Annotated in this window: 20 protein-coding genes and 1 other annotated feature; of the genes, 1 reads left to right on the top strand and 19 read right to left on the bottom strand. The window is 46.1% G+C overall.

Annotation, left to right across the window (positions count from 1 at the left end):
• Positions 1 to 92 precede the first annotated feature (92 nt).
• From MHH60_RS22885 to lspA, 5 genes are all read right to left on the bottom strand, one after another.
• Positions 93 to 998, bottom strand: coding sequence for an aspartate carbamoyltransferase catalytic subunit (locus MHH60_RS22885; RefSeq protein ID WP_036683376.1), 906 nt, complete (start codon positions 996 to 998; stop codon positions 93 to 95).
• A 4-nt stretch (positions 999 to 1,002) separates the two neighbouring features.
• The gene (gene pyrR / locus MHH60_RS22880) at positions 1,003 to 1,566 is read right to left on the bottom strand and encodes a bifunctional pyr operon transcriptional regulator/uracil phosphoribosyltransferase PyrR (protein WP_036683379.1); all 564 of its coding nucleotides are present in this window, start codon (positions 1,564 to 1,566) and stop codon (positions 1,003 to 1,005) included.
• Positions 1,567 to 2,591: 1,025 nt separating this feature from the next.
• Positions 2,592 to 3,845, bottom strand: a complete 1,254-nt coding sequence (locus tag MHH60_RS22875; RefSeq protein ID WP_076098555.1) for an LL-diaminopimelate aminotransferase — start codon at positions 3,843 to 3,845, stop codon at positions 2,592 to 2,594.
• A gap of 205 nt (positions 3,846 to 4,050) precedes the next feature.
• The gene (locus MHH60_RS22870) at positions 4,051 to 5,022 is read right to left on the bottom strand and encodes an RluA family pseudouridine synthase (protein ID WP_076136509.1); all 972 of its coding nucleotides are present in this window, start codon (positions 5,020 to 5,022) and stop codon (positions 4,051 to 4,053) included.
• Positions 5,015 to 5,527 carry a signal peptidase II gene (gene lspA, locus MHH60_RS22865; protein ID WP_036683603.1) on the bottom strand — a complete coding sequence of 171 codons (513 nt, stop codon included), beginning with the start codon at positions 5,525 to 5,527 and terminating at the stop codon, positions 5,015 to 5,017. The genes MHH60_RS22870 and lspA overlap by 8 nt, the downstream gene beginning before the upstream one ends.
• Before the next feature lie 246 nt (positions 5,528 to 5,773).
• On the opposite strand from lspA, the gene MHH60_RS22860 reads away from it, so the two are divergent.
• Complete coding sequence (locus MHH60_RS22860; RefSeq protein WP_076136511.1) at positions 5,774 to 6,496, top strand: TraR/DksA C4-type zinc finger protein; 723 nt, start codon at positions 5,774 to 5,776, stop codon at positions 6,494 to 6,496.
• A gap of 92 nt (positions 6,497 to 6,588) precedes the next feature.
• Here the strand turns inward: MHH60_RS22860 and MHH60_RS22855 are convergent, their stop codons facing one another.
• The 14 genes from MHH60_RS22855 to ftsZ form a co-directional block, all read right to left on the bottom strand.
• Positions 6,589 to 6,879, bottom strand: a complete 291-nt coding sequence (locus MHH60_RS22855) for a DUF5665 domain-containing protein (RefSeq protein ID WP_282579970.1) — start codon at positions 6,877 to 6,879, stop codon at positions 6,589 to 6,591.
• Between the two features lie 335 nt (positions 6,880 to 7,214).
• Positions 7,215 to 10,307 carry an isoleucine--tRNA ligase gene (gene ileS / locus MHH60_RS22850; RefSeq protein ID WP_076136513.1) on the bottom strand — a complete coding sequence of 1,031 codons (3,093 nt, stop codon included), beginning with the start codon at positions 10,305 to 10,307 and terminating at the stop codon, positions 7,215 to 7,217.
• Between the two features lie 23 nt (positions 10,308 to 10,330).
• Positions 10,331 to 10,468, bottom strand: coding sequence for a hypothetical protein (locus MHH60_RS22845; protein WP_341161160.1), 138 nt, complete (start codon positions 10,466 to 10,468; stop codon positions 10,331 to 10,333).
• Between the two features lie 397 nt (positions 10,469 to 10,865).
• Positions 10,866 to 11,139, bottom strand: a binding site (T-box leader).
• A gap of 185 nt (positions 11,140 to 11,324) precedes the next feature.
• Positions 11,325 to 11,837: a DivIVA domain-containing protein gene (locus MHH60_RS22840; RefSeq protein ID WP_051491297.1), complete on the bottom strand. Its 513-nt coding sequence runs from the start codon at positions 11,835 to 11,837 to the stop codon at positions 11,325 to 11,327.
• Between the two features lie 227 nt (positions 11,838 to 12,064).
• The gene (locus MHH60_RS22835) at positions 12,065 to 12,847 is read right to left on the bottom strand and encodes a YlmH family RNA-binding protein (protein WP_076129071.1); all 783 of its coding nucleotides are present in this window, start codon (positions 12,845 to 12,847) and stop codon (positions 12,065 to 12,067) included.
• Between the two features lie 9 nt (positions 12,848 to 12,856).
• Positions 12,857 to 13,123: a YggT family protein gene (locus tag MHH60_RS22830; protein WP_036683616.1), complete on the bottom strand. Its 267-nt coding sequence runs from the start codon at positions 13,121 to 13,123 to the stop codon at positions 12,857 to 12,859.
• A gap of 7 nt (positions 13,124 to 13,130) precedes the next feature.
• Positions 13,131 to 13,571 carry a cell division protein SepF gene (locus MHH60_RS22825; protein WP_036683619.1) on the bottom strand — a complete coding sequence of 147 codons (441 nt, stop codon included), beginning with the start codon at positions 13,569 to 13,571 and terminating at the stop codon, positions 13,131 to 13,133.
• 11 nt (positions 13,572 to 13,582) lie between these two features.
• Positions 13,583 to 14,269 (bottom strand): YggS family pyridoxal phosphate-dependent enzyme, encoded by a 687-nt coding sequence (locus tag MHH60_RS22820; RefSeq protein WP_076136516.1) that lies wholly within the window; start codon positions 14,267 to 14,269, stop codon positions 13,583 to 13,585.
• Between the two features lie 3 nt (positions 14,270 to 14,272).
• Entirely contained in the window at positions 14,273 to 15,130 is an 858-nt protein-coding gene (gene pgeF, locus MHH60_RS22815; RefSeq protein WP_076136518.1) for a peptidoglycan editing factor PgeF, read from the bottom strand.
• A gap of 104 nt (positions 15,131 to 15,234) precedes the next feature.
• A complete protein-coding gene (locus tag MHH60_RS22810) occupies positions 15,235 to 15,579 on the bottom strand; it encodes a YlmC/YmxH family sporulation protein (RefSeq protein ID WP_036683628.1) in 345 nt (114 codons plus the stop codon).
• A 130-nt stretch (positions 15,580 to 15,709) separates the two neighbouring features.
• Positions 15,710 to 16,492: an RNA polymerase sporulation sigma factor SigG gene (gene sigG / locus MHH60_RS22805; RefSeq protein ID WP_036683631.1), complete on the bottom strand. Its 783-nt coding sequence runs from the start codon at positions 16,490 to 16,492 to the stop codon at positions 15,710 to 15,712.
• A 78-nt stretch (positions 16,493 to 16,570) separates the two neighbouring features.
• Positions 16,571 to 17,293 (bottom strand): RNA polymerase sporulation sigma factor SigE, encoded by a 723-nt coding sequence (gene sigE, locus MHH60_RS22800; protein ID WP_036683937.1) that lies wholly within the window; start codon positions 17,291 to 17,293, stop codon positions 16,571 to 16,573.
• A 92-nt stretch (positions 17,294 to 17,385) separates the two neighbouring features.
• Positions 17,386 to 18,333 carry a sigma-E processing peptidase SpoIIGA gene (spoIIGA, locus tag MHH60_RS22795; RefSeq protein WP_076136609.1) on the bottom strand — a complete coding sequence of 316 codons (948 nt, stop codon included), beginning with the start codon at positions 18,331 to 18,333 and terminating at the stop codon, positions 17,386 to 17,388.
• Between the two features lie 268 nt (positions 18,334 to 18,601).
• Positions 18,602 to 19,723, bottom strand: a complete 1,122-nt coding sequence (gene ftsZ / locus MHH60_RS22790; protein WP_076129065.1) for a cell division protein FtsZ — start codon at positions 19,721 to 19,723, stop codon at positions 18,602 to 18,604.
• Positions 19,724 to 19,777: the final 54 nt, after the last annotated feature.

Here is a 19,777-nt window from a genome sequence, read left to right as displayed (position 1 = left end):
CAGATCACAGCTGCGGGCCCTCTCGTTATTATATAATAAAAATTCATCTTTGTGTATATTTATTAGTCTCTATACGTTAGCATTCTATAAGCTTATAGTAAAGCTCTTTCGAGAACCGCCATCCGGACCGGTACGCCATTAGACATTTGCGGGAAAATCCGCGATTGACTGCACTCAACTACTGCATCATCAATTTCTAGATTCCGGTTAACCGGAGCTGGATGCATAATGATTGTGTCTTTGGCCAGCTTAGCTGCCCGCTCTTCTGTTAGACCATAGTGGCTACGGTAATCTTCAGCAGACAGCTTAATGCCGGAAGTATGGCGCTCAAGCTGTACTCGAAGCATCATTACTACATCCGCTTTAAGAGCTTCTTCCATAGTTACGTAAGGCGCATACTCCATAAGCTCAGGAGCCTTCATATTATCCGGTGCACAGAACTGCACCTTGGCTCCCATTTTCGTAAGCCCCCAGAGATTAGAGCGCGCTACGCGGCTATGCATAATGTCCCCAATGATGGAGACTGTCAGGCCCTTTAGTTCCCCAAAGGTTTTGGTCATGGTGTATAAATCAAGCAGCGCCTGCGTAGGATGTTCATTGTTGCCGTCGCCCGCATTGATAAGCGGTATGGACACCTTCTCAGCTAACTGCTGCAGCACACCTGCAGGCTTCAAACGCACAACTCCGGCATCGATCCCCATCGATTCCAGTGTGCGCACTGTATCGTAGATCGACTCCCCTTTTTCTACACTAGAAGCTGCAGCCGTAAAATTAAGTACTTGCGCACCTAGTCGCTTCTCTGCCATCTCGAAAGAGAAGCGTGTGCGTGTGCTGTTCTCAAAAAACATGTTAGAAATAAAATGGGAGTTCAAGATGGGGGTTAGCTTTTCACTTTGATTGTCCCAAAATGCTGTTCTGTCAAGCAGTTGGATAATTTCCGACCGGTCAAGCTCTTTGATTCCCAGCAGACTACGTTCCTTTACCTTGGTAAGTGTCATGATGTTATCGTTCCTCCCGGTTTGAAATAATGTAGACCTCATCTTTGCCGTCGTATTCCTTCAGCGCCACTTCAATCTGCTCGTGCTTTGAGGTAGGTACATTCTTACCGATGTAGTCCGGCCGGATCGGCAGCTCGCGGTGTCCGCGGTCAGCCAGTACTGCCAGTTGAATCATTCGTGGGCGTCCGCAATCCATCAAAGCGTCCATCGCCGCGCGGATGGTGCGTCCGGTGTAAAGTACATCATCGAACAAAATAACTTTTTGATCATGGATGCCAGCACTTCCTGAAGTAATAACGACGTTACTCTTCACTACCGCTTCACTGCCTTCCACTTCACGGTCATCCCGGTAATGTGTGATATCCAGCTCACCGTATGGAATCTCGACGCCTTCAATCTCCTTGATGCGCTCAGCGATACGCTGTGCCAGATACACACCTCGTGTCCGAATACCGACCAGCAGACAATTCTCGATACCTTTGTTCTTCTCCAAAATCTCATGAGCAATACGTGATAAGGCCCGGCGGATCGCCGTTTCATCCATAATGACATTTTTCTCAGTAACCATAATCTTGTCACCCTCCAGCTTGTTCGCCTATTCAAGTTCCCGGAAATCAAAAAACTCCTTGCCTATAACAGGCAAGGAGTGAAATCCGCAGATGAGGAAGATGACGGCCGCGCGCATAAAAAGACAGTTCCGTATTTACACACGGATACCTTTCTAAGAGTCGCGAACCTCGATTCACGTTACCTTGCCAGCCTCACAGGACTGAATTAAAGGCGCTATTCATTTAACAAGAATTATGACAGAACAACCCCCTCATGTCAACTTTCTCTGTCTAAACTTTTGCACTTCTCTTCCTTACTTCTATTAACAACAAGGAGAAAGCAGTACTCCGTATCTGCATAAAAAACGAGGCTGGTCTCAAATAACCGTTTCATCACTTTTAGGACAACCTCGTTTATGTTCTTAATACTACTTGATGTCCAAATGGTTCAAGAGATGCACCTAGTAATGCTGACAATGATGCAATCGGTGAGGTACTTATATAGTAATTAGGGAATTTCTCCCTGAAATTTAGTGAATTCTCTTCATCAGACTTGTAATTAGGGAAAACTTCCCTAATTATTGACCAGTTCAGTAAATAATATAGAAAACCCGCTGATTATTAGGGAACTTTTCCCTGATTTCGTTCATTTAGAGCGAATATAGGCTAATTTCAAGGAGTTTTTCCCTAATTAGTTTAAAACCCACTCTTTACTTCGCACAAACACAGCACGCATAACGCTCACCACACAAGTCCGTCACACAAGTCTACTGCACAAATTCCACCGTCACAGTTACCACAAATCATCTACTGCAAGCTGTACGAAAATCAAAAATAGCAGTCAACCCCCACATCCGAATAAAACAGAACACTACAATGCACTACAATGCATTACAATGCACTACAATGCATTACAATGCACAACACGTGGCGTATAGTCATAGGGCACAGTAATATCTACAACATTTCCTATTCCATAAAAAAAAGCTGGCCCAAGTAGAAATCACTACTTTTGAGACAGCCTCATTAATTTCAATAAAAATGCTTAAAACTCAAATTCCACATCGCTAAGACGTCTTTGAATTTCAGAGATGACACGTCTCTCTTCCTCTTCACCTTTAGCAATAAAGGTAACGGAGAAACGAACAAACGGACCTGCATCATCCCAAGGCACAGTGGAGATCAGCTTCTCACGAATGAGGAATTGGGAGAAATCTTCACCGGATTCAAAACGACGACCGTCTTTGATTCCCTTAGGTGCAGCGACATACAGGAAGAAGGAGCCTTTTGGCTTCTCAGCTTTAAAGCCGAGGCTGTTCAGTGCATCAACCAGCAGATTGTGACGACGGGAGTATTTATCCGCAATCGCTTCAGTAATCTCCGGATGAGCAAGACCATAAGCCGCTGCTTTTTGAATCGCGATAAATTGGCCGGAATCGTTATTATCCTTCACATCGCTGAAAGCTTTAACCACTAGCGGATTGCCAGCCACAAAACCAATTCTCCAGCCCGTCATATTGTAAGACTTAGAAAGAGAATGCAGCTCTACACCCACATCCTTCGCACCTGGAACGGAGAGGAAGCTAAGTGGCTTCAAACCGTCATAGGTCAAGGCAGCATAAGGAGCATCATGAATAACCACTACATCGTATTTTTTCGCCCATGCAACGACCTCAGCAAAAAACTCAGGAGTGGCACTAGCACCCGTTGGATTGTTTGGATAGTTTAGATAAAGAAGCTTAGCTTTACGAGCAATGTCTTCCGGAATTTCATTCAGATCTGGAAGGAATTTGTTCTCCTTCTTCAGCTCCACCGTAAATACTTGTCCACCCAAATATTTAGTATGTGTACCCAAGACTGGATAACCCGGCACGGTCATAATCGTGATATCACCTGGATTGATGAAACAAGATGGCAACATAGCCAGCGCAGGCTTCGATCCGATGGAGTGAACTACCTCCGTATCTGGATCAATACCTTCCACCCGGAAAACTTCCCGCAAATATTCAGCAGCAGCAGTCTTGAATTCGGCAATTCCGTTGTCCGCATATCCGCGGTTTTCTTCCTTCGCTGCTTCTTCAGCAAGCTTAGCTACGATACCCGCATCAGCCATCTCATCCGGCTCGCCTACGCCCATATCAATTAGTTCAATGTTTGGAAAATCCTGTTTTGCGGATGCTTTAGCACGTTTGATTTTCTCGAATTTATAAATCGAAGTGTCTTTGCCATAATTGGCACCGCCGATGCGGTCTGCAAAATTAGTCTGAATGAAGCTATCTTGGTATTGTTCAATACTCATACTGTCATCTCATCTCCTGAATATCTATTCTACTTTTAAAAGAAACGGCTTCGCCGTCCCTTGGATGGCGTATGTTTCCGGATATCCGTTTCATTATAAAAATAAGGATAAAGAATAAGGCATTACCCTTTCTTTATCCTTATGTTTTTAAATATGCCGTAAAGTAGTGTTCAATACCATAGACTAATTATCACTTCATTTGTACTTATCTGCTGCGTAGGGTGAACAGGACTTCTTCCATATCCTCTGGAATAGGTCTGCTGAATTCTTTATATTCACCTGTGGTAGGATGAACAAATCCAAGTACCGCCGCATGCAACGCTTGTCCATTCATCGTAGTGCCCTTGCTGCGTCCATATATCGGATCACCTACAAGTGGATGACCAATGAACTTCATATGTACCCTGATCTGATGCGTGCGGCCAGTCTCCAGCTGCAGCTCCAGTAGTGTACAATCTCCGAAACGTTCCATTACTGTAAAATGGGTCACGGATTTCTTGCTGTTCTTTTCGGTTACTGTGTATAGCTTACGATCATGTGGATCTCTGCCAATCGGTGCGTCAACAGTGCCCTTATCATGCGACAAATTGCCGTGTACGACTGCTATATATCGGCGCGTAACACTATGCTCTTTAAGCTGTGCGGCAAGTGAGGCATGACTGGCATCATTCTTAGCCACCATGATAAGACCAGAGGTATCCTTATCGATCCGATGGACAATACCTGGACGAATCTCACCGTTAATGCCGGACAGATCCTTACAGTGATACATCAGCGCATTTACCAAGGTGCCTGACGGATGTCCCGCAGCTGGATGCACAACCATGCCCCGGGGTTTATTAATCACAATGACATCGCTGTCTTCATATACAACCTCAAGAGGAATGTTCTCCGCGATCAAATCCGTTACTTCTGCTTCAGGGACAACAACACTAACCACGTCGCCTTCCGATAGCTTATAATTGCTTTTCACTGGCTTGCCATTAACCGTAACGTTACCGCCGCTGATCCACAGCTGCACCTGAGAACGGGAAATTTCTTCTTCCCATGATTCCGTAATATATTTATCGATTCGCTCCCGCGCGTTCTCTGCCGAAACGGTCCATTCCGTGACGTCCCTCTCTTCTTCGCTCGTAGATGCCGCTTGGTGATTGACGTCTTTATTCAAATCATTCATTCCCTTCTCTTACTTCCTTTGCTTCTTTTACTTCTTTTATTTCCGTAATTTCTTCGCCGTTCTTAAGGTCACGAAAAGAATCCAGAAGAATCAGTCCAACCCCAATGACGATACAAGAATCCGCCACGTTAAAAATCGGGAAGCTATAGCTCCCAAAATTGAACAGAAGGAAATCAACAACCTCACCATTGATTATCCGGTCCAGGAAGTTCCCGATAGCTCCACCCAGTACAAGCCCTAGGGCAACAGATAACAGCTTCCGCGAGTGTCTAGTCTTGTTCAAATACCAAACGATACCACTAACCACTACAACCGTAACTAGAAAGAAGAACCATTGCTGACCTTCGAGAATCCCAAAAGCAGCCCCGCGATTGCGATGAGAGGTAATCAGGAAAAAATCTCCGATAACAGAAATCTGTTCTCCGATCTCCAGACGTGTAGCAATGAGATACTTTGTCCCTTGATCCACCAAAAATACAATAAGAGCAATCAAATAGTACACCACAGAAGTTGTCACTCCGTTCTTATTTTTCCCGCTAAATGCGGTACGAATACTGTTTAAAGACTTGTATATTGTAGCACAGCCCTTAAAGAATCGTCTATTGCGGGACATCCGCTAAGTTCAATCTTGGGGACTATTTTCCAGCGCTAAAATCCCTGCTCTCCGGTCAACCTAACAGAAGAACCATCCGGTGTTATCCGGCAAGTCGGAATGATTCTTATAAAAGGTACAGAAAGGAGCTTTCTCATTATGACGCACCTGACAGTACAGCAGCTCTCAGAGCTACGTGCACGATTGGAAAAAGATCGGGATACGATTCAGCGCAGGCTTCAGAATAATGAACATTACGGCTTAGATGAATCCATGCGGGATGGTTCCGGAGAGCTTTCCGAGAATGACAACCATCCAGGAGATGCAGCCACCGATTTGTATAATCGCTCCATGGACATTTCACTGTTAGAGCGGGACGAGCATGAGCTGGACGATATTGAAGCTGCTTTATCCGCTATGGATAATGGCACCTATGGGATATGCAAGGCTAGTGGTGAGCCGATCCCTTTTGAACGTTTATCTGCCATCCCTTCCACACTTTATTGTAAAGAACACAACCCGCGGCAAAACGCACCTTTCACTCGTCCAGTGGAAGAGGAGCTGTTATCTCCACCTTTTGGACGCACCAGTCTGGATGAGCGCGACGATCAAAACGGTTTTGACGGCGAGGATGCCTGGCAGATTGTTGAAAGCTGGGGTACCTCGAATTCTCCCGCCATGGCGGAGGGCAACAATATTGATTCTTATAATAATATGGAGATTGAAGCCGATGAGCTGGAAGGCTGCGTAGAGCCTTGGGAGAACTTTATCGCCACTGATATCACGGGCAACAATCTGATTGTAGTGCCGGGACGGAGCTACCAGCGTTATTTGGACAGTGACGAGGCAACCCATAGTCTTGATCCTCTCGAGGAAGACTAAACACAGATGTCCCATACACAAAATCATTTAAACGGCGTACTGTTCCAGTTTTAAGGAATGGTTCGCTGTTTTTAATCTTAACGTTTCGATGGCTATTTGAATTCTAGCTGACGCTGTACGATCCGCACAATATCCGCAATATAATCCCCAATGATCGGTAGATTGAGCGCGCCTAGTCCCTGAAGGATGTAAATAATCGTTGCCGCAAAAAAAGTAAAACCCAGTGCGATCCCAACTCCCCGAGCTGCTCCAAATAAAATATTTCTCCAAATCAACCGCCAAGGTGAATATAGCAGATCCGTATATTGATAAATTCGGGATTTTTCCAAAATATGAGCCCACTCAAAGGTCAATCGGTACATTGTATTCATTTTTTCTTCCAGCGGAATATCCTCGGGATTACGCGGATCTGCTGTTAGATACTCAGGATTAACTTCAGGAAAAGCCTTATTCTCCTTTTCCTTGTCTGGATTATTCTTATTGCCGGATGTCTTAATGGAGATTCTCCTCTTGTTTCCCTCCACAGCTACGGCTCCTCTCATATGTCTTTCCTTCGCTACAAAGTAAACGAGCCCGGCCAAAGAGAATTCATCTCCTTAAGCTCGGGACTCGTTAGTTTTGCGCCGAAATATAAAGACTATATTTCCCGCATAAACGGAAGATCTCCGTTTACACTTATGCCGCTAGTATATGCTGTTTTGGGACAGGTAATGCAGAATTATGCTTCGATATGGATACCGATGGATTTATCACCGACTTCTACCGTCTCAAAAGCATGTTCTCCATCAAAATCAACCGTAGTCACAAGTACATTGTCTCGCAATACATTGTCAAATGCTGTAACAGCTGCTTTCAGCTCATCGTCTAACTTCAAGGTGAGTGCGATCCGTTTCTCGATCGGCAGATCCAGACGTTTACGGTAATCTTGAACCGCACGAATGATCTCACGAACCCAGCCTTCTTGTTCAAGCTCAGGCGTGATTTCGGTATTGAGCGCAACCGTAACTCCATATCCGGAAGCTGCGGCGAAACCTGCTTTGGCTTGTTTTTCAACAAGCAGTTCTTCAGAAGTGATTACAAGCTCTTCACCTTCAGGAGTCGCAATCGCGATTGAGCCGTCTTGCACCGCTTTACGGGTAGAGTCACTATCCATAGCTTTCAGAAAGCCTTGCAGGAAGCCTACGTTTTTACCGTATTTTTTACCGGCAACCTTAAGATTCAGCTTGAGTGTGAAATCAACAAATCCGCTGTCACTGTTCTCCAGCACGATGTTCTTGATGTTGATCTCGTCTTTGATGATCTCTTCATACTCAGCCAAATGGAAGTCACGGTTCATCGAAACGATCAGCTCGGACAGCGGTTGACGATTCTTAATGCCTGTTTCGTTACGTACGTTACGCGCCAGCTCAACGATCTGTCTTGCACTTTCCATATCCTCTTCCAGCTCTTTATCGATCAAGTTCTCGTCAGCAACCGGGTAGTCTGCCAAATGCACACTTTCTCCGCCGCCAAGGTTTGTGAAGATATCTTCGGACAACATCGGTGTAAATGGAGCCATCAAAGTCGCTGTCGCCAAAAGCACATGAGTCAACGTACGGTAAGCATCCAATTTATCTTCACCTAGACCACTACCCCAGAAGCGGTCACGGGAACGACGGATATACCAGTTGCTCAGCTCATCCACAAAGTTCTCAATCGCTCTAGACGTATTCACGAAGTCATTTACCGCAAGTCCTTTATCCACCAAAAGAATCAAGCTGTTCAGACGGGACAGGATCCAGCGGTCCAGCTTATGTTTTGATACCTTAAAAGGATGATCGGCTGGGTCGTATCCATCGATGCCCGCATAAAGCGTTAAGAAGGCATGTGTATTTACCAGCGTATCCACTACTTTAGATTTCGTCTCACCTACAAGACCACGCGAGAAACGTTTATTGTTCCACGGCGCACTGTCGGACAAAATAGCCCAACGGAATGCATCCGTGCCGTAATCGTTCATGATTTCCCAAGGATCAATAACATTGCCTTTGGATTTGGACATTTTTTGACCATTCTCATCGAGGATATGACCGTGAGCAATAACTGCTTTATATGGAGCTTTACCCTTAAACAAGGTGGATACTGCAAGCAAGCTGTAGAACCATCCGCGGGTCTGGTCGATCCCTTCACAGATCATATCTGCCGGGTACTGATCATTCAGCTTATCCTCGTTCTCAAATGGATAATGGCTTTGTGCAAAAGGCATTGAGCCACTGTCGAACCATACGTCGATCACTTCCGATGTACGAACCATCTCTGCACCTTCGCTAAACGGACTGCGCAGCTTGATCTTATCCACGAAAGGTTTATGCAGCTCAATATCTTCAGGAACATCACCAATCGCCATCGCTCTTAGCTCTTCAATGCTGTGTGGTGCAAACTCTTTGCCCGTTTCTTGACATACCCAGACGTTGAGGGGTGTACCCCAATAACGGTTACGGCTGATATTCCAGTCAACCAGTTCATCCAAGAACTTCCCGAAACGGCCTTCTCGTACATGCTCAGGGTACCAAGCCACACTGTTGTTGTTAGCAATCAGCTGATCTTTGATCGCTGTAGTGTTGATGAACCAGCTGTCTGTTGCGTAATACAAAAGTGGTGTATCACAACGCCAGCAGAACGGATAGCTGTGCTCGTATTTCTCTTTACCGTAAAGCAATCCTTTTTCAGACAAAACCTTAATGATATCCAGATCGCAATCCTTAACAAAACGTCCCGCAAAATCAGAAACTACATCCGTATACTTACCGGAATTATCAACCACATTTACGAAGCTGATGCCATTCTCACGGCAAGTCTTGTAGTCATCTTCACCATGTGCTGGTGCCATGTGTACGATCCCTGTACCACTGGAATCTGTAACGAAAGAAGCACCTACGATAACATTGCTTTTCTCTGCCTTAATATATCCGAATGGAGGTGCGTAAGTTTTACCGATAAACTCGGAACCTTTATGTGTAGAAAGGACTGTGTGCTCGCCTTTCATTACTTCTTCAACCAAGTTTTTGGCAACGATGTACACACCATCTTCTTGTTGCACACGTACATAATCCATGTCCGGGTTCATAGCTAGCGCCATATGGGCTGGCAAGGTCCAAGGTGTTGTCGTCCAAGCCAATACGTAGTCTCCGCTGTCATCCAGCTTGAACTTCGCGGTTGCACTGAGATCCTTAACGGTTTTGTAGCCTTGAGCAACTTCATGTGAGCTTAGTGTAGTCTGGCAGCTCGGGCAATACGGGCTAACACGGTGTCCGCGGTAAAGCAACCCGTTCTCATGCACTGTAGCCAAGATGTTCCATACACTTTCGATATAGGTATTATCCAAGGTTACGTAAGGATTATCTAAATCCGTCCAGTATCCGATTGCTTCTGTAAATTCACGCCATTGCTTCTCATAACCGAAGACGCTGTCTTTACATTCCTGGATGAATTTTTCTACGCCATATTCCTCAATCTCTTGTTTACCGGAGATGCCAAGCTTCTTTTGTACGCCTAGTTCTACTGGCAGACCGTGTGTATCCCAGCCGGCTTTACGTACTACGCGGTAACCTTTCATTGTCTGGTAACGACCGATGAAATCCTTAATTACCCGTCCCAGCACGTGTCCGATATGCGGCGCACCGTTTGCTGTTGGCGGACCTTCGTAGAATACATAGTTTGGACGTCCCTCACGGTTCTCCATGGACTTGCGGAACGTATTCTCTTCGTTCCATTTCTTCAATATGCGGACATCTCTTGCCCGCGCCTTTTCTCTGACATCTACTTTTTGCATGTGATGGTCAATCCTTTCATGGATTAGTCTATAAAGCTCTTTTCGATCTTCGGGCAATCCTGCGCAGCAGCTGCCGCTTCTTTCCGGGCTCCTGAGCCGCGATCCCGCAGGGCAGCAATCGCTCGGGGGTGCCATGCGCGACCTTGCGCAGCTGGTCGCACCGCTCTTGCCCTGGCTCCCGAGCCGCGATCCCGTTAGGGCAGCAATCGCTCGGGGTGCCATTCCGCGACCTTGCGCAGCTGGTCGCACCGCTCTTGCCCTGGCTCCCGAGCCGCGATCCCGTTAGGGCAGCAATCGCTCGGGGTGCCATGCGCGACCTTGCGCAGCTGGTCGCACCGCCCTTGCCGTAAAGGCCCCGCAGGCGAACCCGCCAGGGGAGCCTAAGAAGGGCCGCTCCTTCAGCCACATGGGTCCGTTTGTTTCCACCACCGTACCTAGTTTGCACGAGGCTTTACTTTGCGGGTGTCCAGAGGGCAGCAGCCCTTGGGGTCCCCCTTAGAAAGGGGGATTTAGGGGGATGGCCGCCCCGGAACAACAAAATAAGCGTCATCCCACCCCCAAAGGGGCGAGACGACGCTCGCGATACCACCCTAATTCTGCGCATGAGCACATCCTTAAGGGGAGTGTATTCAGCACAATCTCAGTCCTGCGCGTAAATCTGTGCACAGGTCCGGTGTAACGTCCGGCAGACGGTTAGGCTTACGCACGATCAACGCTTCAGCTTAACTTCTAGGGGAAGATCTTCCGGCAGGGTTCGAACAATCGGCTCGCAGCAATCGCCGACTCTCTGGAGAACGTTACCTTGTCGTACTTGTCCCGTCATCGAATACATATAAACATTATACAGATATGTTCTATTTATAGACTTTTTGAATCTAAATGTCAACAACCATTCGCCCAATCTAGCTATTATGAGCGTACTTGCGCATGGAGTTCACTTTATTATGGTCTATTTTATCGGAAAATAAAAATAGAGGGAATAGCTCCCTCTATTTAGCCAATTATCGTCTGAAACCTTTAGATGCGATGAAGGACATCATCCTTGAAAGCTACGTTCTCGCTCGCCTCACGGCTCTCTAAGGCATTCCAGTCATCCTGTGATAACAGCTCCAGCTGAGCTTCCACTAATGTCCGGAAACGAGTGCGATAGATCGAAGCTTGCTTACGCAATTCTTCAGTCTCAATAGCAACCTTACGGGATTTGGATAACGCTTCGTTAATAATCCGATCGGCGTTTTTCTCCGCTTCCTTGATAATGAGCTGGGATTCCTTCTTGGAGTTGTTCTTCACATCATCCGCCGCTTCCTGAGCGACTAAGATCGTCTTCGATAAACTTTCTTCAATATTCACAAAATGATCCAGACGCTCTTGAATAGACAAAAGCTGATTCTGCAGTTCCTTGTTCTCACGGATGACGCTTTCGTAATCCTTGATCACTTGATCCAGAAATTCGTTGACCTCGTCCTCATCATAACCGCGAAGTCTCCGAGAAAACTCCTTGTTATGTATATCGAGCGGTGTTAATGGCATGCTGTGCACCTCCTAGAAATTTCGGACCTTCTTTATCTCTAAATCGCAACTAAGCGGCAGACAAAGAAGAAAGACTGTACTTCAAGTAAAGGCAGAAGGTGTTCCTGTGTTCCGCCTGCCATTCATGGTCCGCCTCTTCTTTAAAGTATCGGCGTCCAGCTTAAAAAATGTTTGATTCCCTCGAAATAATCAATTTCGACAAGTAAGACCGTATTCCTGCAAGGGATTCATACAAATTTACCAATCTGAACACGGTATCGGCCCTTTTTCGTCAAACTGCCGACCTCTAGAACCTTGAAGCGACCAAAGCCTTGAATAGATACCATGTCACCATCCTTAAGACTGCAGGATGGGTCTTCCTCCACTTTCCAGTTTACCCGAACGCGTCCAGCCTTGATGGGAGCAAGAATTTTGCTTCGGCTAAGCCGTGTTACATCTGCGGCAATGCCATCCAATCGCAGGGATGCTACAGTCAAATCCATCAATTCCAGCTTAACCTCACTATTACGCAAGGCGGAAAGGGGTAATACTTCCGTACTTACCTGTATCCGGTGCACTCCAGTTAAATTCATAGCTAAATAATCTGCAATATCAGCAGCGACTACAACATGACAACCATCGTCCAGAACATGAATATCACCGATTTTTCCTCGTTTAACACCCAGCCCCAAAATAGAACCCATGTAGTCCCCGTGCTCCAGAGCCAGAAACTTCTGCTCCCCTGAGGTTATTGCAAGCACCTTCAGCTCCATGTCTTCCTGATCCAGGTCACGATAATCAGGAGCGACAAGCGCTCGCTTCCGCTCTGCCTCAGCATGTCCACCCTCCCATTTAACAATCACATCAGGATGGCGGTTAACTAAAGTTTGCAGAATAAAACCTTGGCGGGGATCGAGAAATTCAGTTAATTTAGTCTCATGATATTCTCCAGCGTTGGTAACCCATTCGAAGGCCTTGTCCACAAATTGACGTTCATCGGGATGAAAATGCCCATAAACTTCGTTCTTCATCACAGTTGCCTAAAAAATCAAATGCAGGATAGATTTAAGTCCGCCTGCCGCGAATTCCAAGACAAGTAATGCAATGATTGGAGAGATATCAAGTGTACCGAAGAGCGGTGGAATAAACCGTCTGAACGGTGTTAAATACGGCTCTACGAGTTTGCTTAGCAGTTCTCCAATGAAGTTATCACGAACGTTGGGTAACCAGGACATTAGCACATAAAAAATAATCATGTAAAAATAAATGTTAAACAAAATATCGATAATGTAATCAATTTGAAGCAAAGCCCATTCACCTCATTCTGTTATAGTCTTGATCGTCACCTAGGATTTCTGTAATGGAGCCTTGAATTTCAACAGTATCTGGAGTGCACATAAATATATTGCCCCCAATTTTAGAGATTCCTCCCCCAAGGGCATAAACAGTTCCGCTGAGAAAATCAATAATTCTCATTGCTTGATCATTGCGAACACGTTGCAGGTTAATTACTACCGTCCGATGCGAACGGAGATGATCAGCAATCTCCTGTGCCTCATCATATGAACGTGGTTCATATAATACAACCTTGACATTTTTTTGCGAATGGATACTGACAACGTTGCCCCTCTGATTTTTGCGGGTTTCTACAGGGGCCGGCTCATACTCATCCTCTTCGTGGATTTGCTCCCGCTCCACAACTTCCTCTTCCTCCTGCAAGCCCAAAAAACTCATAAATCGGTTCATAACGCTCATCACGATCCCTCCTAATGGCCTACTAACACCGTACCCAGGCGTACCCAGGTGGCTCCTTCCTGTATCGCCACTTCAAAATCATTCGACATTCCCATGGACAGCTCCGTAATCGGCTCAGGTGTCAAAGCAAGTTGATTAAGCTCATCGCGCAGCTCACGAAGTCCGCGAAATACAGGACGGGTAAGCTCTGGATCACCTTCTAAAGGTGCCATCGTCATAAGTCCAATTACCTTAACGCGGTCCAAACTAGCGATTTCACGTAAAAATCCAGGTACTGCCTCAGGTGACAGACCAAACTTCGTATCTTCGCCAGAGATATTCACTTGAAGAAACACATTCACTTCCTGATCAGCGGCAAGCGCCTTTTTGTGTAATTCTTGCGCCAGAGACATCCGGTCCAAAGAGTGTATATATTGAAATTTGCCAATAACGTCTTTAACCTTATTGGTTTGCAAATGCCCGATAAAATGCCATGTCCCTTTGTCCCCTAAAACCTTCCATTTGTGCTCAGCATCCTGCCAGCGACTCTCAGCAACATGCTCTAGGCCTGCCTCCAATACGGAGGATACCATTTCCAGAGAAACATATTTCGTCACTGCAATTACCTTGACTTCATTACGATCCCGGCCGCTTGCCGCGCAGGCACGTGCTACACGTTCCTCTACCTCAGCAATTCTCTCCTGCAGTGTTAAAGACAACTTTCAACTCTCCTTTATTCCGATCCAGCTCGTCATTCTGCCTGTAATACCGTTTTCTTTGCGATAAGAAAAAAACAAATCACGATTACAGCTTGTACACCATGTTGTACATTCGATATGAGTCGGCAATATTCCTGCTTTTATCATAATGCGTCGATTCATTTCTTTCAAGTTTAGCAAGTATTTACTCTGATCAGTCTCTGAGGCTCTGTAAAGCTCCACAGCATCGAAAGTTTCTATCCCCTCATTCAAGCTGCCCTCCAGCTGCCGAACATGCTCCATCACATAATCATCCACCTCATAACAGCAGTCGCCAATGGATGGACCGATCGCTGCCATAATATCATGTGGATGGCTGCCGTATACCTTTTGCAGCTTACTCACCATGGCTGCGGCAATCTGAGCCACCGTTCCTTTCCAGCCTGCATGAGCAAGACCAACGACTCTACGCACGGGATCATAAAAATAAAGGGGCACACAATCCGCATAAAAAGAAGTCAACAAAACCCCAGGCACATCCGTCAGCAGACCATCCGTAGCTTGAAATGCCGATGCTCTGTCCTGTTGTCCCCGCCCACGGTCTACTTCCCTTACTACAGCTATCTCTGCCCCATGAGTTTGTTCTCCACAGGTCCATGCTTCCGGCTTGAAATCAAGAGCTTCGGCAAGCGCTCTCCGATTGCTCAGGACATCTTCAGGAGCATCCCCAACGTGAAACGCACAATTCAGGCTGTCATAGGGCGCCTTGCTAGCCCCTCCCTGTCTACCAGTAAACCCCGCTGTAATTTCGTTATGCTCTACTCGCCAAGGCTCCAGATGGAGCAGCATAAGCATTTCTTTCCCCTGCACAAACGGTTCCATTTCCTCACCTCCGCCTTAGTGTACCACATGTAAATACCCGTACAAAGTGACGGTTAAGCCAGATCTCTTAAATTCTTAAATAAAAAAACAAAAAACGCACCTAATTAATAAGTGCGCCGTTCGCTGCGATCTCCCCGTTCCAGATACATCGTTTCCCGCTCTTCCTGTCCCGGAGACATCCGCGACTCTTCAATCTTCACGAGCACGACATCGGACCCGATCTTAACTATATTCCGCCAAGGAATAATCAGATCTGTCCCGCCTCCGAACAATCCCATAAACCGAGTGTATCCGGGTATAACGATGGCATCAATGACACCACGGCGCAAATCAAGCTCCAGATCACTTATCTGCCCCAGCCGCTTGCCATCTACAATGTTGATAACATCCTTCGTCTGAAAATCAGATATTTTCATTTTTTTGGCAGACCCTTGATAATCCTCGTTCATCTCACCACCCCTGTACAATCCGACCTATAGTCCAATATATGATCCGGAAGCTTGTCAACATGCATTAAAAAGAGGAGACAGTCCAAAATCCTTAACCCGGATTCTGGAATATCTCCTCATGGCTACTGCTCTAAGATTTCACGTGTTTTTGCATTTGCTGAATCGCAGATTTCTCCAGACGTGAGACCTGTGCCTGTGAAATGCCAATCTCATCTGCGACCTCCATCTGTGTTTTCCCTTCGAAAAACCGCATGGATAAAATTCGTTTCTCCCTTTGTCCTAACTTACGCATCGCTTCACGTAATGCAATTTCTTCGATCCACGACACATCCTTATTCTTATCGTCGCTAATCTGGTCCATTACATAAATAGGATCGCCGCCGTCATGATAGATCGGCTCGAATAAGGACACTGGATCCTGAATGGCATCAAGAGCAAATACAACATCTTCCTTCGGCACACCCAGCGCTTCTGATATTTCGAATATCGTCGGTTCCCGCGAGTTCTGATTAGTCAGACTATCACGTACCTGGAGCGCTTTGTAGGCGATATCTCTGAGAGAACGTGATACCCGAATCGGGTTGTTATCACGCAGGTAACGCCGAATCTCACCGATAATCATCGGAACCGCATATGTGGAGAATTTAACGTTTTGTGATAAATCGAAATTATCGATGGCTTTCATCAGACCGATGCAACCCACCTGGAACAAATCGTCAACAAATTCTCCCCTATTATTGAACCTCTGGATAACGCTTAGAACAAGTCTAAGATTACCGTTTACCAATTTCTCTCTGGCGGATCGCTCGCCCTGCTGCTGCAGCGAAGTGAACAGTTGCCGCATTTCCACATTCGTTAGAACAGGCAGCTTAGCAGTATCCACACCGCAAATCTCGACTTTATTACGGGTCATGATGATTTACCTCCCAAGGAGAAACATTACTGTACATTATCTCCCGGGCTCGCCATTTTATTCCTTGCTAATTTCACCTTACACCATCTTGTTAAACTCCTTGCGCAGCCGCTTGATAATTCTTTTTTCCAGCCGCGAAATATAAGATTGGGAGATGCCAAGCAAATCAGCCACATCTTTTTGTGTCTTTTCTTCGCCTCCGCGCAGGCCAAATCTCAGCTCCATAATGAGTCTTTCCCGATCACTCAGCTTTTCCAGTGCTTTCTGCAGCAGCTTGCGATCAACCTGTTCTTCTATGTTCCGATAAATGGTATCATTTTCCGTTCCTAATACGTCAGAAAGTAATAATTCATTACCATCCCAATCAATATTAAGCGGCTCATCAAAAGAAACCTCACTCCGTGTCTTGCTGTTCCGCCGCAGATACATCAAGATTTCATTCTCTATGCAGCGGGATGCATAAGTAGCCAGTTTTATTTTTTTCTCAGGATCAAAAGTGTTCACTGCCTTAATTAAGCCAATAGCTCCAATCGAAACCAGATCCTCGATATTGATGCCGGTATTCTCAAATTTACGAGCGATATATACTACCAAGCGAAGATTGCGCTCAATTAACATCGCACGAACAGCTGCATCGCCGCTAGACAGCCGTTGAAGCAGATATTCTTCTTCTTCCCGTGTCAGCGGTGGAGGAAGTGCCTCACTCCCGCCAATATAATAGATTTCCTGACTCTTCAGCCCTAGTAGAAACAGCATGCGGTAATATTGCAGCTGCAGAGCAATTTTCCATTTGACCATTATTTGTTCCTCCTCCAAGAAGTGCACGGTTCGCGTGTGAAGCTTTCAAATCCCGCTTTCAGCCATCAGAAGTTTGGTTCAGCTAGCTTTAAAGATTAGGAAGGCAGTGCTGCAACAGTAGCGCTCTCTTTTTGAGTCAAATCAGGATGTATTACAGCCCGATAGGCTCCATCCCCCGACAATGTCCCACCATCCAGCCCAATCAAGACTCTTTTACAATAAAAGATATCTTCACCAAGCTTTATCGTCACCTGATCAGGCTTCAGTGCGAGCATAAATGATGCCCCACGGTTAACTCCCCTGTAAGGCACCAGTCGCATCCTGTCCTGCCAAGCAAACGACTGCCCGTCCGTTTCTAGTAAAAGTTTGTCCGCTCCGTCCTGAGTGAGTCTACCTTTCCATGTTTCAGGCAGATGTCCCTCCCAGAGCGAAGATTCCATAACCATCACCGGTATGCGGGTCAAAGGATCACAAAGCCGGTTACCTGTGTCTAGCAGGCCGGGACAGGAAACAGTCACTCCATCAATTTCTACTACCACCTCACCGATATAGGTTTCAAGCTGCTCCCTTCTGATTCGTGAGGAGTGCACTGCCTTGAAGCAGATTAACACCAGGGGAAATACTGCAATTACAAACCAAAAGCCAATCTTTAGGCGGTAAGCATGCCCTCCTGAAGCAGTGAACATAATACCATTCCAAATATCACCGGAGCTCTGCAGCAAATAGTGAATACCCACAATCCCACCAGCCGCTGCGAAATTGATAATATAAAAAGCTCCCATAGTGCGAAGGTAGCTTTGCAGACTCCCAAAACCAAAGGCAATCCATAGCATAACCACCGACAATCCAAACTTAATGAGGAAGGTATACATGAAAGACAACTCCGGTACAAACATCATCACCACATACAGCGCACCAACCAGAGCTGAGAGGACTAAGCGCCACCATGGCATCCTCAGCTTGACCATCCAGCCTGTCAGCCACAAAAGAATTCCGTCGATCACTAGATTGGCGGCGAATATCAAGTCAATATAAACAACCAGTGCATTCACCTGCTTACTATGGCGGAATCTATCCTGTAGCCAAAATGGATCAGGCTCTGTTTTTTGGACGATATGATTAGTATAAAAAGTCTCGCATTCAAAGTCTGTCTAAACTTGGGGGGCATTCTGAAGGTTTTTTTGTCGAGTTATAGCGCGGGAGGGTTTTATTCCTACTGAACAGCATTTCACATAAAAAAAAGCACCGCATTGCCCTAGCTCTATTAGCTGGGAAATACGGTGCTTCATATCTCTTAATAGTAATATTTAATTAGTCATTGTTGCCACGATTACGGTTACGCAGGAACGTCGGAATATCTAACTGATCTGACGTGTTCTGATTTCCGAACGGACGCAGATTAGCAGCATTCTTATCCGGTGCTGCCGCTGGCTCGTTATTCGTCGAAACCGGACGGCGTCCTGGTGCTTCAGGCGATGGTTTATGTTCAAAGCCAGTAGCAATTACTGTTACTTTGATATCATCCTTCAGACCTTCATCGATTATCGCACCAAAGATCATATTCACTTCAGGATCAGAGGCAGATGTAACGATTTCAGCTGCTTCATTGACTTCGTATAGAGAGAGGTTAGATCCTCCCGTAATGTTCATGATTACACCGCGGGCGCCTTCAATAGACGTTTCCAAGAGTGGGCTCATGATGGCTTTACGTGCTGCTTCAGACGCACGGTTCTCACCATTTGCAATACCAATACCCATAAGCGCAGAACCACGCTCTGTCATGATCGTCTTTACATCCGCAAAGTCAAGGTTAATCAGACCAGGAACCTTAATTAGGTCAGAGATACCTTGAACAGCCTGCCGGAGAACATTATCTGCTTCACGGAAAGCTTCCAACATCGGTGTTTTCTTATCAACAATTTCAAGCAAACGGTCATTTGGAATGACGATTAGCGTGTCGACTTTTTCTTTCAAAGCTTCGATTCCAAGCATTGCCTGGTTATAACGTTTTCTTCCTTCAAAAGTGAACGGGCGAGTCACGACACCCACAGTCAGGGCTCCACACTCTCTAGCAATTTCAGCTATAACTGGTGCCGCACCTGTACCTGTACCGCCCCCCATTCCTGCAGTAACAAATACCATATCTGCACCTTTAAGGGTATTCGAAATCAGATCACGGGATTCCTCCGCTGCTTTCTTACCGACTTCAGGGTTGGCGCCTGCACCCAAACCGCGGGTCAGCTTGTCCCCAATCTGCAGCTTGTGCTCCGATTTGGCCATATGCAACGCTTGGGCGTCTGTATTAACCGTAATAAATTCTACACCCTGAACGCCGTTTTCAATCATCCGGTTGACAGCATTACTACCTCCGCCGCCCACGCCGATGACTTTTATTTGCGCCAAGCTCTCCATTTCAAAATCAAATTCTAACATATTGTTCCATCTCCCCCTCAATGTGCTTGGATGGCCGGTCCAAGTATATCTGGA

Source organism: Paenibacillus sp. FSL H7-0716 (assembly GCF_038002705.1).
Taxonomy (GTDB): domain Bacteria; phylum Bacillota; class Bacilli; order Paenibacillales; family Paenibacillaceae; genus Paenibacillus_AQ; species Paenibacillus_AQ odorifer.
The sequence above is the reverse complement of the archived record's forward strand: the minus strand, read 5'-3'. Positions and strand labels throughout refer to the sequence as shown.

What these genes read in the sequence shown, in the direction of transcription:
- MHH60_RS22885 (WP_036683376.1), bottom strand. Translation starts at nt 998, where the DNA reads ATGACACTTACCAAGGTAAAGGAACGTAGTCTGCTGGGAATCAAAGAG.
- pyrR (WP_036683379.1), bottom strand. Translation starts at nt 1,566, where the DNA reads ATGGTTACTGAGAAAAATGTCATTATGGATGAAACGGCGATCCGCCGG.
- MHH60_RS22875 (WP_076098555.1), bottom strand. Translation starts at nt 3,845, where the DNA reads ATGAGTATTGAACAATACCAAGATAGCTTCATTCAGACTAATTTTGCA.
- MHH60_RS22870 (WP_076136509.1), bottom strand. Translation starts at nt 5,022, where the DNA reads ATGAATGATTTGAATAAAGACGTCAATCACCAAGCGGCATCTACGAGC.
- MHH60_RS22860 (WP_076136511.1), top strand. Translation starts at nt 5,774, where the DNA reads ATGACGCACCTGACAGTACAGCAGCTCTCAGAGCTACGTGCACGATTG.
- ileS (WP_076136513.1), bottom strand. Translation starts at nt 10,307, where the DNA reads ATGCAAAAAGTAGATGTCAGAGAAAAGGCGCGGGCAAGAGATGTCCGC.
- MHH60_RS22840 (WP_051491297.1), bottom strand. Translation starts at nt 11,837, where the DNA reads ATGCCATTAACACCGCTCGATATACATAACAAGGAGTTTTCTCGGAGA.
- MHH60_RS22835 (WP_076129071.1), bottom strand. Translation starts at nt 12,847, where the DNA reads ATGAAGAACGAAGTTTATGGGCATTTTCATCCCGATGAACGTCAATTT.
- MHH60_RS22825 (WP_036683619.1), bottom strand. Translation starts at nt 13,571, where the DNA reads ATGAGCGTTATGAACCGATTTATGAGTTTTTTGGGCTTGCAGGAGGAA.
- pgeF (WP_076136518.1), bottom strand. Translation starts at nt 15,130, where the DNA reads ATGGAACCGTTTGTGCAGGGGAAAGAAATGCTTATGCTGCTCCATCTG.
- MHH60_RS22810 (WP_036683628.1), bottom strand. Translation starts at nt 15,579, where the DNA reads ATGAACGAGGATTATCAAGGGTCTGCCAAAAAAATGAAAATATCTGAT.
- sigG (WP_036683631.1), bottom strand. Translation starts at nt 16,492, where the DNA reads ATGACCCGTAATAAAGTCGAGATTTGCGGTGTGGATACTGCTAAGCTG.
- ftsZ (WP_076129065.1), bottom strand. Translation starts at nt 19,723, where the DNA reads ATGTTAGAATTTGATTTTGAAATGGAGAGCTTGGCGCAAATAAAAGTC.